The following is a 15,377-nucleotide window of genomic DNA, read 5'->3' as shown; positions in this document are numbered from 1 at the left end:
GGCGGGCTGACGCCCGCGTCGAGTTGGAGGTCACTTTGCGTGTGGAGTCTCGTTCCCAACGATCTGCTCAAGGCGATCAAGACGCTCTCCGAGTCGCCGAAGAGCGTCGTGGATCGAGCTGAGTTCCTCGGACAGGGCAGTGAACGCGGGGCTACTGCCCGGCTCCGTCCCCAGGGGGGTCGAGGGGTCGCGGACGAAGGTTCCTCGCCCCTGCTGGGTCAGGACCAACCCTTCGTTGCGGAGCTGCCCGTAGGCGCTTTGGACGGTCATCAGCTGTACGCCGAGCTGCTTGGCGAGCTGGCGTGCGGGGGGCAGTCGGTCCCCGGGGCTGTATCCGCCCTCCGGTGCCGCGATCTCTGCGCGGAACTTGGCAGCGATCTCCTTGGCCGTTGGCTTGGGTGCGTCAGGGCTGGAGTCCATGGGTTCGAGGGTAACCGGACCTAGGTCAATCCCAATCTGCCAACTGGATCCGCTTGACTCCCAGATTGACATAGGTCAATCTGAAGTCAGGGGTTGGGCGACCCGGAAACTCGGGCCCGCTCATCGCTTGCAACCTGCTTGACCTGCACGAAAAGGCCCCGCGAGGGGTCAGGAGCCCCGCAGCGGACGGGGGGAGGCGACCCGGCGCCTTGTCATTAACCGGAGGGCTTAGACCGAAAGGTCATGTCTCCATACGCCTTGGGTTCGCACCCGGAGGAGACATCTGCACGACTTCACGGCTCCGCAGCGCTTCGGTGCTGCGGCCGGTTGCCTCCCCCGCCCGTCCGGCCTGTGCCGTATGGGCGGGGCGTGGGGAGCCGGATTTTCCGACTTCAACGGCGTGCGGCCCCGGTGCGGGAACACCGGGGCCGCTGTTTGAGCCGTTCCTACCCTGGGAGGAACACGACTCATGAAGCACATCGGTGCTGTTCAGGCGGTTGTTACGGCCGCCTCGTACGACCGCGAGCCTACGGCCGCGGAGCTGGACGCGATCGAGCGCGAGATGCCCGTCATCGTGGCGGAGGTCGAGCTGCTGGACGCGCAGATCACGTTGCTGGACCGGCCGGCCAACGAGCTGGACGAGCGGCGCATGCGTCGGGCCCGGAACCGGGTGCTGGCCGCGCGGCGGGACCTGACCAACCGCGCCGGTGCGGCGCTGGCGGGCGGTGCGGCATGACGCACAGTGCGCGCCTGTCCAACAGCTACGAGGGCGAGTGGGAGCTGTACGTCGTCACGGACAGCCTTAACTCGCGTGACTGGCCCGATCACGACTTCGGTCGCAGTGTTCCGGTCCCGACGCTGCTCGAACGCGTTGAGGCCCTGGCCTCCCTCGGCTATCTGATCGCGGACGGGGCCCTGTGGGAGTGGCAGGAGCTGCCCAGCGGCCACGCGGAACGGGTGCGGCTTCTGGCGGCGGTCGACGTCCGCCCGATCGGGGGCATGGCATGAAGAGGCCGACGCCCCCGGCGGAGCAGATCGCCGCGCTGCAAGGGCTCCAGTCAACGCTGACCAAGGTGCTGGTCTGTGTGGGGCTGGTCGCCCTCGCGTTCACGGCGACGAACGTGACGCTGTTCGCGATCAACCATCACGTGTCCGGATGGATCGCGTGGCTGCTGGACCCGATGGTCGCGGTCGCGCTCGGCACGGTGCTGATCGTCGACGGGCGCCTGTCCGAGCACGGCATCAACCCCTCCGGCTGGGCGAGCGCGCTGCGCTGGTTCGCCGGTCTCGGCACCTGGTTGATGAACTGCTGGTCGTCCCTGTGGCCGGCCGGTTCACCGTTCGGCGTGCCGCGCGAGGTGGACCCGGCCGGGCTGGTCCTCCACTCGATTCCCCCGGTGCTGCTGATCGTTCTCGCCGAGGCGATCACGCACTACCGGCGCTCGATCCTCGCTCGGATCGCCGAACTGCGGGCCGAGGTGGACGAGGTGAACGCCCGTCCTGTCCACCGTCCGTCCACCCCGGTCTCCACCCCGGCACCGATCGAGCAGCCGCGACCGGCCCCCGTGCCCGCCCCGGCCGTGAAGCGGCTGGTCATCTGCGGTGCACGGCGGGTGTATCCCCTCGCTGTCCCCCCGGCGTCCACCCATGGAGACGACGAGCAGCAGAACGGGCACCGACTGAGCACCGAAGAGGCCGCCGAGGTCATCCGCAGGTGCTACGTGGAGGGCGACACGATCGCGGAGGCTGCGGTGAAATCCACCCGGTCCACCTCCTACGTCCACAAGGTCTACGGCCGCCTCGCCAACCCTCCGCAGGGTGAGCCCGAGCTGGCCACCTTGATGGGGTGAGGCCAAATGTCTCCCGCCTTCGGCAAGTGCTACGACCCGACCGGCGCCCGCTACGGGATACCGACCTACCCCTGGCGCCTCGCCCCCGACGGCCATGCGACCCGCCGGCAGTTACGGGCCCGCGGGCTACGGCCCGGCGGGCAGCCGATCGCCGCTCAGCTCATGCGCCGCAACCGGCGCCGCGGCGGCGTCCAGGTCGCCTACCTGTACCGGCTCGACCTGGCCAAGCCCGTGCGGCCGATGACGTCACGCAAGTGGGGTGCCCTCGCGCTGGCGATGCTCGCCCGCCGCACCTGCCCCACCTGCCGTCTCGACGCCGGATACGTCATCCCGACATCGCTCGGCATGTGCGTGACCTGCGCCTACCCCGAGGAACAGCGCGCCGCCTGAAACCCGCAGGGCCCGGCCCTTCTCCACCACAGATCCGGCCGGGCCCCTACTCCAGCAAGGAGTGCTCTCAGCATGACCGACACCACCATCACTCCGGTAGCGGCCCCTGAGGCCGCGACTGAGACCCCGCCGCAGCAGCCGCCCGACGCCAAGCCCGCTCCGGCCGCCGAGGTGGACCACACGCCGGGCGGGTGGCCGGTCGTCCCGCTTGCGGTGACCGGTACCAACGCCACCACATCGCTCCTCGCGGCCGCTGCGCTGGTCGGCGGCCCGGCCGCGCTCGCAGTCGCCGCCACCGGCGCGGTCGTCCTCGGTGCCACCGCTGCCACCCGCAACCGCCGCGACCAGCGGCGAACCGCCAGCAACCAGCGGGCTGCCAAGGCAGCGAACGGCGCGAGGAGCGCCCGCACCATCACGGCTGGAGGGGTGCCGAAGCAGTCCCGTAACGGGAACGCCGGCACCACTAAGGCCGCTGGTCGCAGCCGCAGCAAGTCGGCTCGCACGGCCGCCAGTTCACCCAGCGGCGCCGGTGCCGCCCACCGAGGGCGCGGCGCTGCCTCCCGTCCCACCGGGGCATCCCTGCCGGGTGCAGGAGCCAAGGGGCGGGGACGGGTCGGGCAGGTCAGGGCGCTGCGGGAGTCGGCCCGTCAGTCGGCGCAGTCGCGGGCCGCGCGGCGCGCGGAGACGACCGGCGCCCGGCGTTCCGCCGCCGATGCTCGCCGCGCTGCCAAGTCCCAGGCCCGGAACGCGTCCCTGGCCCGCAAGGGCCCGATGGGGCGTGCGGCCGCCGGGGGTCTGGGCAAGGCGAGCACGGTCCGCAGCAAGGCGGTTGACCGGGCCCGCACCGCGCGGGACCGGAAGGTGGCCGGGAAGGTCGACCAGCAGCGCGCATCCGTGCGCAAGGCACCGGCCCGCAAGCGGGCGCGTAAGGCCCTGTGGCGGTCCGCTGCCCGGTTCCAGGGCCGCCGACTCCTGGCGGCGCTGCTCGCCGGGGCCCTCGGCATCGTCGGCATGGTCACCACGCCGATCGGCCGGAAGCTCCGCATCGGGTTTCTGCAGCAGCCCGGCCGCCGCCTGTACGCGCGGCTGATGCGGACCGCGGCGGAGCAGCGGGCGGCGCGGGATGAGGAGATCCGCGCGGCGCAGCAGGTGGAAGAGGCCGCTGCCGACGCCGAGGCGAACAGCGACGGCACCGAGGAGATCGGGGACATGGTCGAGCGCCCGGCCGGTGTCGTCCCCGCCACACCCAGCACGACGACGAGTGAGGGAGAGATCGTGTCCGGTTTCCGGTTCGAGGACTACGCGGCGGAGATGGAATCCGCCGCTCAGCAGTACGACCCCGAGAGCGCCATGGAGATCCTGGCCATGGTCGAAGGGCTCCCGGCCGCGCTGACCAGCGTGGCGAACGTGATGCGGATCCTGGCGGAGCGCGCGGACTCCGAGTTCCCGCTGGAGAAGGAAGTCGCGGACGGCTTCAACGACATCTTCGGCGCCGTCATGTCCGCGGTCGCGGTGGCGGAGGACATGGGTCCGCTGTTCCGCCAGGCCCACGAGCAGGACATCGCCCGCCACGAGGACCCGCGCAACGGGCCCGAGGCCGAGAAGGGATGGAACGTCTGACATGAGTGCCACCACACAGGCCAAGTCGGGGCCGGTGTGGGACTGGGCGGCCGGTCACGGACCCGTGACCGGTGCTCTGTCCGCCACCACCGGATGCCTCGCCGTCGCCACCACCGGAGCCGCCACCGGCATGCCCCCCGGCTGGGCACTCGCCGTGGGCGCGGCCGGCGCGATCGGCCACACCGTGACCTCCCTGCGCGAGCGGCTCGCCGCACGCACCATCGGCATGCGCGCCGCCTCCTGGCTCGTGGGCGCGGGGTGGACCACGTGGGCCATGACCACCGGCCCCCTCACCTGGGCCGCGCTCGGCTCCCTCGCCACCATCGGCGTGGGCATGGGCGCCGCCGCCCGCTCCACCCTCCTCTACGAGGAGGCGCGGGAGCTGGAGGCCATCGCCGCCCATGAGCGGCAGATCGCCCGCGAACTGTCCGCGGAGCGGCGGGCGATCGCCGCGGAATGGGTCGACCGGATCCAGCGCGTCTGCAACATCACCGTGCGCGTGCTCGCGGTCGAGATGTGGCCCACCGGCACCGGCTTCACCATCGATGCCGAACTCCCGCCCGGCGGCACCACCTACGACAAGATCGCCCAGTACGCCGCGCAGCTCTCCGCGGATGCGCGACTGCCGCACGGCTGCACCGCGGTCGCCTCGCAGGGCATCGACCAAGGCCGTGTCCTCATCGACGTGACCACCGTCAACGTGCTCGCCGCTGAGGTCACTTACCCCACCGACTACGGCCCGCTGTCCCTGCACACCGGGATCCCCTGGGGGCTGAGGACAAACGCGGACGAGATCCGCGCCTACCTGCGCGAGCAATGCGCGCTTGTGGTGGGGCCGACCGGGTCGGGCAAGACGAACATGGTCCACACGATCCTCGCCGGGTTCGCCCGCGCCACCGACGTCCTCACCTGGGTGATCGACCTCAACGCCGGATCGGCCGGCCTGCCCTGGGTACGCCCCACCCTCGACGGCGACGGGCAGAGCACCGAGGGCATGCGGCCGGGCGTGGACTGGCTCGCCGCCTCGCACGACGAGGCGATGCTCATGCTCGACGCCGCAGTACGGATCGCGAAGCACCGGAAGATGGCCTACCAGGACCTCATGTCCAAGGCGAACACGGACCTGCTGCCGATCAGCGACCGCATTCCCCAGATCATGATCGTGATCGACGAGGGTGCGGAGATCCTGGCCAGCAGCGACAAGCAGGCCCGCAAGCTGGCGGAGAAGATCCTCGAAGTGATCCGGATCGCCCGCGCCATGGGCATCCGCACCGTCCTGACCGCCCTCGGAGCCACCGGCGCGGTGCTCGGGAACCTGATGATCCGCCGCGAGGCCAAGGTGCGTGTCGCGCTGACCGGCGGGGAAACGGAGGGCATGGACCTGGGCAAGCAGTTCCCCGGCTCCCGCGGCCTGCGGGTTGACCAGGCCCCGTACAAGGGTGCCGGTTTCATGGGCACCCCCGAATCCCCGGCGGCACTGTTCAAGTCGTGGCGGATCCTGCCCAACCAGATCCGCGACATCGTCGCCGCCACCAGCGACCGGCACCCGCAGCTCGATGCCACGTCGGCCAAGGCCGCCGGACCGGACTACGCGCGGCGCTGGGACAGCGCCCGCACTGCATGGATGCGCGACGACCAGCCCGGCACCCAGCAGCGGGAGACCGGCACCGCAGGCACCGGGCTGAACCTGTCCGCCCTGCGCGAGCAGCCGCCCGCCGCAGAGTCGGACGCGGACGCGCTCGCACGGAAGTTCCGGGAGCAGATCGACGCCCAGTTCGCCACCGCCCCCGAACCGGGCGAGGGCGAGCAGCCGCCCGCGGCTGGCGGGTTGAACCTGTCCGCGCTCCGGGGCGAGGAGAACGCCGCACGCGACGCCGCGCTCGCGCTGCTGCTCGCCGCCGGACCGGAGGGAACCGGGGCGTCCGCGATCGCCCGCGCTCTCGCGGACGAGCACGGCACCACCCGGCAGACCGTCGTCGGCTGGCTCAAGACATGGACCGACGACGGCACGGCGGTGCGGGTCGGGACCGGCACCAAAGCCCGCTACGTCCACCACCGCCACGCCCCCGAAAGCCCCGCCGAGGGCTGAGCCTTGTCGCTTGTCGCGCCGCCCGCGAGAAGGGCCCTGGGCGGCTCTGTGAGGGCCGGAAACGGCTTGTGACCTGCAAGACGACAAGCGACAAGACAAGACAAGCGACAAGCCGCACGACAAGCCAGACGACAAGCGACACGACAAGCAAGGCACCGGGCAGCACCCCGCATCACGGGTGCTGCCCGCCGTCGTTGAAGGGACCCCGTTGTGCACTCCCAGACCGCGTACGAGATCACCACCCTGCCCCTCCAGGAGACCGGGACGCACGGGGAGATGCTGCCGCACGAGATCCCGCCCGGCGTCCAGATCGTCACTCTGCCCGGCGGCGTGCGCACCCTCGCCTACACCCAGCCGCCCGCCGCGCCCGCGCCGCACTCGGTGCCCGTCGCGGCCCCGATTCCGACCTGGGCCAAGACCACCGCACTCCTCACGCCGACGATCGGCGGGGGCGTCGCCGCCGCCGGCATCGGCCTCTCCTACGCCGCACCGGGACTGATCGCCATGAGCCAAGCCCTGTGGGCCACCGTCGCCCTCATTGCCGCCGGAGCCATCGCCCTGCCCCTGCTGCTCGGCATCGGCCGCCGCAGCGCTGGCCAGGCCGCCCCCACACAGATCACCCAGAACATCACCGCCACCGGCCTCTTCGGCAAGGCCACCGGCACCATCAACCACCACTGAGGAGACGTATGAACGACTCCCTGAGCGACCGCGTCAGCGACGCCGTCGCCCTGCTCACCGGAACACGCACCGTGCGCTGCCCGGTCCTCGGCTGCGGCGTGCGCATCCGCTTCCGCGCCGTCACATCCGACGAAGCCGCCCGGCTCACCGAGCTGGCCACCGACCACACCCGGCACGGCGCCAAGCGCTGACAACGCCGAGAGCGGCCCCCCATTCCGCCAAGAACCGGGGCCGCTCTCGTCTCCCAGCACTCACGAGAACTGGAGACATCCAGCATGACCCATGACCCCCGATCCGCGCTGCTGCCCGCAGCGCTGGATGCCGCCGCACGCGGCTGGCCCGTCCACCCCCTCCGACCGCACGGCAAGCGCCCCGCCCTGCACGGCGAAACTGCCTGCACCGGCCGCGGCCCCTGCGCGAGTGGGCACGTGAAGTGGGAGCAGCGCGCCACCACCGACCGCGAGCGCATCGAGCGCTGTTGGGCCGTGGCAGCCTTCAACGTCGGCATCGCCACCGGCCCGGCGGGGCTGGTCGTCGTCGACCTCGACATGCCCAAGCAGAAGGACAAGGGCAGTTCGGACACGCCTAGCGGCGTGACGACCTTTGAGGCGCTCTGCGAGCGCGCCGGACAGTCCGTCCCCACCACCCGCACGATCCGGACCGCGCGCGGCGGGCTGCACCTGTACTTCCTCGCCCCCGAGGGTGTCCGGCTGCACAACACGCAGAATGCGCTCGGGCCGAACATCGACACGCGCGCGTGGGGCGGCTACGTCGTCGCCCCCGGCAGCATCACCCCGGAAGGAACGTACGAACTCACCACCGACGCACCCGTCGCCTCGCTGCCCGCATGGCTGCTCGCCGCGCTCACGCCCGCACCGGCCCGGCCGGTGCGGCTGGCCGCGCCGCGCTGCGGGAACCGGCTCGCGGACGCTGTGCTCGAGCGCGAGACCGCCGCCGTCGCGGGAACTGCCGAGGGCGGGCGGAACAAGCAACTGCTCGTGAGCACGCGCGCCGTGGGCCGCTTTGTCGCATGGGGTGACCTTCCCCGGCACGTGGTCGAGGAGGCTTTTCAGGGGGCGGGCGAGTCTGCGGGACTCCCGCCGGCCGAGTGCCGCGCCACCATCCGCAGCGCCCTGAACTGGTCCATCCGCACCGCCCGACCGCGGGAGACGGCATGACCACCCCGGCCAACGCCCCCCTGAAAAGCCCGACCGGTCAGCCCACCGGCACGGCAGCCGCCGAACCGGCCGCCCCCGCGTCCGGTGGTGGTGCGCCGAAGGTCGTCGCCCGTCAGGGCGTCCTATCTGCTGTTCGCCCTGACCAGCAGCCGGGAGACGGCCGGTACCCCGTCGCCTGGCTCCACATCAGCGCACCCGGCCGCGGCGCAATCCCCACCGCCACCTCCCGGTGCACCTGCGGCCGGGACCGCAGCGCGGTCGGCCACCGCCAGGTTCACGCCCTGATCGCCGACCACACCGCCCACCGCGACCTTTGCCCGCTCCGCACCGCTTCCCAGGAAGGGAGGACCGCCGCATGACCAGCACCAACCCGCCCGCGCCGTCCATCGACGGGGCCGCCCTGCTCGACGAGGTGGAAGCCTTCCACCGGCGCTTCAACGTCTTCCCCACCCAGGCCGCGTACGTCGCCGTCGCCCTGTGGGACGCTCACGCGCACCTGCTCGACTGCTTCGACTCCACCCCCCGGCTCGCCTTTCTCTCCCCGGAACCGGGGTCCGGAAAGTCCCGCGCGCTGGAGATCGTGGAAACCCTCGTGCCGCACCCGATGGTCGCGGTCAACGCGTCCGCCGCCGCCCTGTTCCGGGCCGTATCCGGGACCGACGGACGGCCGACGATCCTCTTCGACGAGATCGACACCGTGTTTGGCCCGAAGGCCGGGGACAACGAAGAGCTGCGCGGCTTCCTGAACGCAGGGCACCGCAGGTCGGGTGTCACCTACCGGTGCGTCGGGGACGGCTCCAACCAGACGGTGCAGCCCTTCCCGTCCTACTGCGCCGTGGCCATGGCCGGACTCGGCTCCCTGCCGGACACGATCCTGACCCGCTCCGTCATCATCCGCATGCGGCGCCGGGCCAGGAACGAGCGGGTGGAGCCGTTCCGGCAGCGGATCCACGAGAAGGAAGGCCACAAGCTGCGTGACCGGCTCGTCCGATGGGCCGACGGCGTCCGTAGCAGCGTGGAAGGCTCATGGCCCGCCATGCCCGAAGGCATCACGGACCGGCCGGCCGACGTGTGGGAGCCGCTGCTCGCCGTCGCGGACGCTGCCGGGGGCCAATGGCCCGAGCGGGCGCGCGCCGCGTGCGTGGAACTGGTCACGGCCGCCACCGAGGACGACGAAGCCTCCCTCGGAATCCGGCTGTTGACCGACCTGCGCGACACTGTGTTCTGCGGCATCGACCGCATGCCTACCGTGGCCATCCTCGAATGCCTGCTCGCCATGGACGATGCCCCCTGGGTGGACATCGGTGGCAAGCCCCTCACCTCCCGGGGACTGGCTCGAATGCTGAGTGGCTACGTCACCGCGGCGAACAAGCCCATCAAGCCCCGGCCCATCCGTACGCCAGGAGGGGCCGTGCCGCGCGGCTACTACGCCGAAGACTTGGCCGACGCGTGGGCCCGCTACTGCCCTCCGCCTCTTCCCAGGTCCGCTACATCCGCTACATCCGCTACATCCCAGGTCAACGGTGGTGAGTCTGTAGCGGATGAGCTTCCCGGCATCCGCTACACCACCCTCGAAACCGCTACACCCGAGCCGTCCGCAGTCGCCCTGTAGCGGCACCTATCCGCTACATCTCGCGCATCCGCTACACAAAACAGGTCCCTGACCTGCGGTGTAGCGGATGTAGCGGATGTAGCGGATCTGAGAGGAGAGGGCGGTAGTCCTCACCCAGCCGCGCCGCTCACCGAGGAGGGACCCTGTATGCCATCCGCGACGACCACGCTGCGGGCCGGACTCCCGGACCGCTACCTCACCCCTGACGACATTGCTGACCTGTTCGGCGTCCCACTGGAGACCGTGTACCAGTGGCGCAAGAAGCGGACTGGACCGCCTGGATTCCGGGTGGGAAAGCACCTCCGCTACGACCCCGCTGCTGTGAAGGCATGGACCGCCGAGCGGATGTCCGCCGACCTGGCTGCCTGATCACCAATCAAACGAAAGTCCCAGCAGGGAGGGCCTTCACCGGCCCTCCCTGCTGCTTTGTTCGGAAGGAATCCGGAACCTCATGGCTGGCCACATCCAAGACCGCTGGTACAAGACCGAGACCAGCTCCGACGGCAAGTCGCACCGCGTCAAGACAGACCGCTACGGCACTGGCATGCGCTACCGCGCTCGCTACGTGGCGCCCGATGGGACCGAGCGCAGCCGGTCTTTCCCCGACAAGCAGAAGCGCTTGGCAGAGTCGTGGCTGACACAGATCGCAGCCGACATGACGCGAGGGCAGTACGTCGACCCATCGGCGGGGAAAGTCACATTCCAGCAGTTCGCCACGCAGTGGCTCGCGTCGCAGACGACGGACGCCGCCACCATCGTGGCCATGGAGCTGCGGTTCCGGCTGCACGCCTTCCCGCACATCGGGTCACGCTCCCTCAGTGCCTTCCAGCCGGGCCACATCCGAACTTGGGCTCGTGCGCTGAAAGACTCCGGCATCGCGTCCTCGTACCAGCGAGTCATCTTCGCCAACGTCTCCGCTGTTTTCGCGGCCGCTGTCGACGACGGCATCCTTGCCCGCAATCCCTGCCGCGCGGGCTCGGTGAAGGCGCCCAAGCTGGACCCCAGGAAGCTCAAGCCTTGGACCCATGAGCGGGTGCTCGCGGTCCGCGATGGCCTGCCCGAGCAATACGCCACAAGCGTGGACGTGGGTGCCGGATGCGGGCTCCGGCAGGGTGAGATCTTCGGGCTTGCCATTGACGAGGTGGACTTCCTCGGGGGCGTCGTCCACGTCGTCCGGCAGGTCAAGATGGTCGGCTCGCACCTGGTCTTCGCCCCGCCCAAGGGCGGCAAGCTTCGAGACGTGCCCTTGCCAGACGTCGTGTCGTACGCGCTGGCCGCGCACATCACCCAGCGACCGCCCAGGGAGGTCACTCTGCCGTGGAAGACGCCGGACGGCCCGCCGGTCACGGCCACGCTCCTGTTCTACTCGCGAGAGCGGAAGGCGCTGAACCGGAACTACTTCAACATGTACCTGTGGAAGCCCGCCCTGGTGTCCGCCGGCGTCATCCCTGAGCGTCTGCCGGGGGAGCGGTTCAAGGAGTCGCGTGAGCACGGCATGCATGCCCTCCGGCACTACTACGCCTCGGTGCTGCTGGACGCAGGCGAGAACATCAAGGCCCTCGCCGAATACCTCGGTCACTCGGACCCCGGCTTCACGCTTCGGACGTACACCCACCTGATGCCGAACAGCCAGGATCGGGCCCGAAAGGCCATCGATACGGCGTTCCGGTCAGATCGAGGAAACGACGAGGACGCGGCAGTCGCTTGACTCGCCGTACACCCGCCGCGGGTCGTGCTGTGTCCAGGACAGCACGACCGCAGCGGTAGATGAGCATTTATGCCTGAGGCTGCACGGTGGTGGCTCCCCGCGCTTCATTGGACGTCTCTGTCCGCCCGACCGCCCGACGCTGCTGGAACTTCTCGTATTGAGCGGTGAGCACATACATGTAGTCCAAGAGCGCTTCCGCCAGAGCCAATGCGTCTGCAGCGTCTTCGCGACTGACGGGGGTGCCCGTGTAGTGGGCTCCCTGGTTGCCGAGGAACCGCAGGGCCTCAGCCCATTCAAGGAGGCGACCTTCAATCCTGCCGTCACTCGCGAGCTGCTTGAGCGAAGCCGCTAGGGGCTGCTTCTTGGCGATGCCCTGGTCTTGGCAGACCCCTTCGAGAGTGCGCCGGACCATCACCGCTGTGGCGGTGTATGCACGGGCCTTGAAGCAAGCCCATGCTTCCTCATGCTCTCTCCGCAGCTCCGTGGGGACGGAGATACTCAGAGGCCGCTCGTTGCCCTGCGGGTACAGGCGTACGGGAGTCGACCACCCAGCCTCCTCTTCCTGCTGCCCCAGGAGCAGGGCTGAGCCACAATCGCCGCAGCAGGCGAGGGAGTGGAGAATCTGCGGGCCGTCTTCGTCTGGCTCGACGTACGTCCCCTGCACGTGAGCGAGCACGGGCTTATCGCAGGATGGACAGTCGCTCAGCATCGGCGGTATTGGTGCTCCCCACGCCCCCACGTTCGTCATGCAGCGAGGCTACTGGCCCGACACAGAGAGCGAAGCGGGTTCGCATAAAGGGCCGCCGGCCGTGCCTTCCGAGAGCGGAAAAGCACGGCCGACGGCCCACAGACGGCCCAGGCGAGCGAAAACCCGCTCTGACCTGCGACGTTCTTAAATGTCGAAGTACAGCTCGAACTCGTGCGGGTGCGGACGCAGCTGGATCGGGGCGATCTCGTTCGTCCGCTTGTAGTCGATCCACGTCTCGATCAGGTCCGACGTGAACACGCCGCCCGCCTGCAGGTACTCGTTGTCCTGCTCCAGGGCGTCGAGGACCGCCGGGAGGGAGGTCGGGACCTGGGGGACGTTCGCGTGCTCGTCGGGGGCGAGCTCGTAGAGGTCCTTGTCGATCGGCTCGGCCGGCTCGATCTTGTTCTTCACGCCGTCCAGGCCCGCCAGGAGGAGCGCCGAGAACGCCAGGTACGGGTTCGACGACGGGTCCGGGGCACGGAACTCGACGCGCTTGGCCTTCGGGTTCGAGCCGGTGATCGGGATACGCATCGCCGCCGAGCGGTTGCGCTGCGAGTACACCAGGTTGACCGGGGCCTCGAAGCCGGGGACCAGGCGGTGGTACGAGTTCACCGTCGGGTTGGTGAAGGCCAGCAGCGACGGGGCGTGCTTGAGGATGCCGCCGATGTAGTAGCGGGCGGTGTCCGACAGGCCCGCGTAACCGGCCTCGTCGTAGAAGAGCGGGGAGCCGCCCTGCCACAGCGACTGGTGGACGTGCATGCCCGAGCCGTTGTCGCCGAAGATCGGCTTCGGCATGAAGGTCGCGGTCTTGCCGTTGCGCCAGGCGACGTTCTTCACGATGTACTTGAAGAGCATCAGGTCGTCGGCCGCGGCGAGCAGCGTGTTGAACTTGTAGTTGATCTCCGCCTGGCCGGCGGTGCCGACCTCGTGGTGCTGGCGCTCGACCTGGAGGCCCACGTTCTCCAGCTCCAGGGAGATCTCCGCGCGCAGGTCGGCGAAGTGGTCGACCGGCGGGGCCGGGAAGTAACCGCCCTTGTAGCGGACCTTGTAGCCGCGGTTGTCCTCGACCGCGCCCGTGTTCCAGGCGCCGGCCTCGGAGTCGATGTGGTAGAAGCCCTCGTTCGCGGCGGTGTTGAAGCGCACCGAGTCGAAGACGTAGAACTCGGCCTCCGGGCCGAAGTACGCGGTGTCCGCGATGCCGGTGGAGGCCAGGTACGCCTCCGCCTTCTTGGCGATGTTGCGCGGGTCACGGCTGTACTGCTCGCCCGTGATCGGGTCGTGGATGAAGAAGTTGATGTTCAGCGTCTTGTCGCGGCGGAACGGGTCCAGGCGGGCCGTCGACAGGTCCGCACGCAGCGCCATGTCGGACTCGTGGATCGCCTGGAAGCCACGGATCGACGAACCGTCGAACGCCAGCTCTTCCGAGGGGTCGAAGGCCGTCGCCGGGATGGTGAAGTGCTGCATGACGCCAGGAAGGTCGCAGAACCGGACGTCAACCATCTTTACGTCGTTGTCAGCGATGTACTTCTTGGCCTCGTCGGCGTTCTGGAACATCCAACTCCTCCTACTCCCACCCGGGGAGGGGCGGGGTTGCAGCTCGTCCGTGCGGCCAGTGCGGTGGCACACGCTGGTCCCGACCTTAGGCAGACCGGATTTCTCAAGCATGACCCATTTGTTTCGACGAAGTTAACCGGCGCGGGGGCCGGAGGCACCCCGGGGCGGGCCGGGGACCCGGGCCGAAGTGATCCAAAGCGGGCGCAGTACCGTGGTCGGGTGGACAACAGGCAAGCAATCGGATCGTGGCTTTCCGGGCCCCGCGCGGCGGCCGAGGACATGGGTGTCGACTTCGGGTACCGGGGCCAGCGGCTCGGGCTGCCCGAGAGCGGACCAGGGTCCGTGGCGCCCCTCGGACGGCGCTTCGGAGCACTGTTCATCGACTGGGGACTGTGTTTCCTGATCGCATACGGACTGTTCGCGGGCAGTAACCAGCAGGCGACGTCCAACCGCGCCCTGATCGTCTTCCTCGTCATGAGCGTGCTCACGGTCGGCACCGTCGGGTTCACCCCCGGCAAGCGGCTCCTCGGCCTGCGGGTCGTCTCCGAGCGGGGCGGCCGCCTCGGCTTCGGCTGGGTCGTCGTCCGCAGCGTGCTGCTCTGCCTCGCGATCCCCGCGCTCGTCTGGGACCGCGACGGCCGCGGCCTGCACGACCGTCTCGGCCGCGCGGTCCAGATCAGGATCTGAGCCCACGGGAAACACGACATGAGAGAGGCGGGGGGGGGGGGGGGGCGCCCGCCCCCCCCCCCCGGGGGGGGGGGGGGGGGGGGGGGGGGCCCCCCCCCGCCTCTCTCATGTCCTGTGTGCGTCAGCGCATCTTTCCGCCGCGCGGCATCCGCATGCCCTTCGGCATCGGGCCCTTCGGCAGCGGCATGTTGCTCATCAGGTCGCCCATCGCGCGCAGCCGGTCGTTGGTTGAGGTGACCTGCGGGCCGCTGAGCACGCGCGGGAGCTTGAGCATCGTGGTGCGCACCTTCTTCAGCGGCACCTGGCCCTCGCCGTTGCCCACCAGGATGTCGTGCACGGGGACGTCCACGACGATCCGGTTCATCTTCTTCTTCTCGGCCGCGATCAGCGTCTTGAGCCGGTTCGGGTTGCCCTCGGCGACCAGCACGATGCCGGCCTTGCCGACCGCACGGTGCACCACGTCCTGGTTGCGGTTCATCGCCACCGCGGGAGTCGTGGTCCAGCCGCGTCCCACGTTCTGTAGGACCGCCGCGGCAGCGCCCGGCTGGCCCTCCATCTGCCCGAAGGCCGCCCGCTCGGCCCGGCGCCCGAAGATGATCGCCATCGCCAGGAAGGCCAGCAGGAAGCCCAGGATGCCCAGATAGATGGGGTGGTCGATCAAGAAACCGATCGCGAGGAAGACACCGAAGGTGACGATTCCCACAGCCGCGACGACAAGACCGACCTTGGGGTCGGCCTTACGGGTCATCTTGTACGTCAGGGCGATCTGCTTCAGTCGCCCGGGGTTCGCAGCAGCGTCAGCGCTGTCTGAGTTTGCCTTCCTCGCCATATCTGAAGTTT

Annotated in this window: 18 protein-coding genes; 14 read left to right on the top strand and 4 right to left on the bottom strand. The window is 69.8% G+C overall.

Going from position 1 to position 15,377, the window contains the following annotated elements; translation table 11 throughout:
- Positions 1-30: 30 nt before the first annotated feature.
- A complete protein-coding gene (locus ACF08N_RS13965; protein WP_392324826.1) occupies positions 31-420 on the bottom strand; it encodes a GntR family transcriptional regulator in 390 nt (129 codons plus the stop codon).
- 469 nt (positions 421-889) lie between these two features.
- On the opposite strand from ACF08N_RS13965, the gene ACF08N_RS13960 reads away from it, so the two are divergent.
- The 13 genes from ACF08N_RS13960 to ACF08N_RS13900 all read left to right on the top strand — a co-directional run bounded on the left by ACF08N_RS13960 (position 890) and on the right by ACF08N_RS13900 (position 11,548).
- Positions 890-1,156, top strand: a complete 267-nt coding sequence (locus ACF08N_RS13960; protein WP_392324825.1) for a DUF6284 family protein — start codon at positions 890-892, stop codon at positions 1,154-1,156.
- Positions 1,153-1,428 carry a DUF6303 family protein gene (locus ACF08N_RS13955; protein ID WP_392324824.1) on the top strand — a complete coding sequence of 92 codons (276 nt, stop codon included), beginning with the start codon at positions 1,153-1,155 and terminating at the stop codon, positions 1,426-1,428. Before ACF08N_RS13960 ends, ACF08N_RS13955 begins: the two co-directional genes overlap by 4 nt.
- Positions 1,425-2,270 (top strand): hypothetical protein, encoded by an 846-nt coding sequence (locus tag ACF08N_RS13950; RefSeq protein ID WP_392324823.1) that lies wholly within the window; start codon positions 1,425-1,427, stop codon positions 2,268-2,270. Before ACF08N_RS13955 ends, ACF08N_RS13950 begins: the two co-directional genes overlap by 4 nt.
- 6 nt (positions 2,271-2,276) lie before the next feature.
- Positions 2,277-2,660, top strand: a complete 384-nt coding sequence (locus ACF08N_RS13945; protein WP_392324822.1) for an RRQRL motif-containing zinc-binding protein — start codon at positions 2,277-2,279, stop codon at positions 2,658-2,660.
- Positions 2,661-2,732: 72 nt separating this feature from the next.
- Positions 2,733-4,280: a hypothetical protein gene (locus ACF08N_RS13940; RefSeq protein ID WP_392324821.1), complete on the top strand. Its 1,548-nt coding sequence runs from the start codon at positions 2,733-2,735 to the stop codon at positions 4,278-4,280.
- A 1-nt stretch (position 4,281) separates the two neighbouring features.
- Positions 4,282-6,369 carry a hypothetical protein gene (locus ACF08N_RS13935; protein ID WP_392324820.1) on the top strand — a complete coding sequence of 696 codons (2,088 nt, stop codon included), beginning with the start codon at positions 4,282-4,284 and terminating at the stop codon, positions 6,367-6,369.
- 210 nt (positions 6,370-6,579) lie between these two features.
- Positions 6,580-7,050: a hypothetical protein gene (locus ACF08N_RS13930; protein ID WP_392324819.1), complete on the top strand. Its 471-nt coding sequence runs from the start codon at positions 6,580-6,582 to the stop codon at positions 7,048-7,050.
- Between the two features lie 8 nt (positions 7,051-7,058).
- Complete coding sequence (locus ACF08N_RS13925; RefSeq protein ID WP_392324818.1) at positions 7,059-7,241, top strand: hypothetical protein; 183 nt, start codon at positions 7,059-7,061, stop codon at positions 7,239-7,241.
- A gap of 84 nt (positions 7,242-7,325) precedes the next feature.
- On the top strand, positions 7,326-8,228 hold the full coding sequence (locus ACF08N_RS13920) for a bifunctional DNA primase/polymerase (RefSeq protein ID WP_392324817.1): 903 nt from the start codon (positions 7,326-7,328) through the stop codon (positions 8,226-8,228).
- The gene (locus ACF08N_RS13915; protein ID WP_392324816.1) at positions 8,225-8,587 is read left to right on the top strand and encodes a hypothetical protein; all 363 of its coding nucleotides are present in this window, start codon (positions 8,225-8,227) and stop codon (positions 8,585-8,587) included. Before ACF08N_RS13920 ends, ACF08N_RS13915 begins: the two co-directional genes overlap by 4 nt.
- A complete protein-coding gene (locus ACF08N_RS13910; RefSeq protein ID WP_392324815.1) occupies positions 8,584-9,840 on the top strand; it encodes a DUF3631 domain-containing protein in 1,257 nt (418 codons plus the stop codon). Before ACF08N_RS13915 ends, ACF08N_RS13910 begins: the two co-directional genes overlap by 4 nt.
- A gap of 147 nt (positions 9,841-9,987) precedes the next feature.
- On the top strand, positions 9,988-10,209 hold the full coding sequence (locus ACF08N_RS13905; RefSeq protein ID WP_392324814.1) for a helix-turn-helix domain-containing protein: 222 nt from the start codon (positions 9,988-9,990) through the stop codon (positions 10,207-10,209).
- 82 nt (positions 10,210-10,291) lie between these two features.
- The gene (locus tag ACF08N_RS13900) at positions 10,292-11,548 is read left to right on the top strand and encodes a tyrosine-type recombinase/integrase (protein ID WP_392324813.1); all 1,257 of its coding nucleotides are present in this window, start codon (positions 10,292-10,294) and stop codon (positions 11,546-11,548) included.
- A 67-nt stretch (positions 11,549-11,615) separates the two neighbouring features.
- Here ACF08N_RS13900 and ACF08N_RS13895 read toward each other — a convergent pair whose 3' ends face one another.
- Together ACF08N_RS13895 and glnA are read right to left on the bottom strand one after the other, a co-directional pair.
- Positions 11,616-12,296 carry a DUF4145 domain-containing protein gene (locus ACF08N_RS13895; RefSeq protein ID WP_392324812.1) on the bottom strand — a complete coding sequence of 227 codons (681 nt, stop codon included), beginning with the start codon at positions 12,294-12,296 and terminating at the stop codon, positions 11,616-11,618.
- 144 nt (positions 12,297-12,440) lie between these two features.
- Positions 12,441-13,850, bottom strand: coding sequence for a type I glutamate--ammonia ligase (gene glnA, locus ACF08N_RS13890; protein ID WP_392324811.1), 1,410 nt, complete (start codon positions 13,848-13,850; stop codon positions 12,441-12,443).
- Positions 13,851-14,069: 219 nt separating this feature from the next.
- Between glnA and ACF08N_RS13885 the strand changes: the two genes are divergently transcribed.
- Complete coding sequence (locus tag ACF08N_RS13885; RefSeq protein ID WP_392324810.1) at positions 14,070-14,537, top strand: RDD family protein; 468 nt, start codon at positions 14,070-14,072, stop codon at positions 14,535-14,537.
- A gap of 121 nt (positions 14,538-14,658) precedes the next feature.
- Here ACF08N_RS13885 and ACF08N_RS13880 read toward each other — a convergent pair whose 3' ends face one another.
- Positions 14,659-15,366, bottom strand: coding sequence for a DUF4191 domain-containing protein (locus ACF08N_RS13880; RefSeq protein WP_392324809.1), 708 nt, complete (start codon positions 15,364-15,366; stop codon positions 14,659-14,661).
- Positions 15,367-15,377: the final 11 nt, after the last annotated feature.

The organism is Streptomyces sp. NPDC015127 (genome assembly GCF_043080095.1).
Taxonomy (GTDB): domain Bacteria; phylum Actinomycetota; class Actinomycetes; order Streptomycetales; family Streptomycetaceae; genus Streptomyces.
The sequence above is the reverse complement of the archived record's forward strand: the minus strand, read 5'-3'. Positions and strand labels throughout refer to the sequence as shown.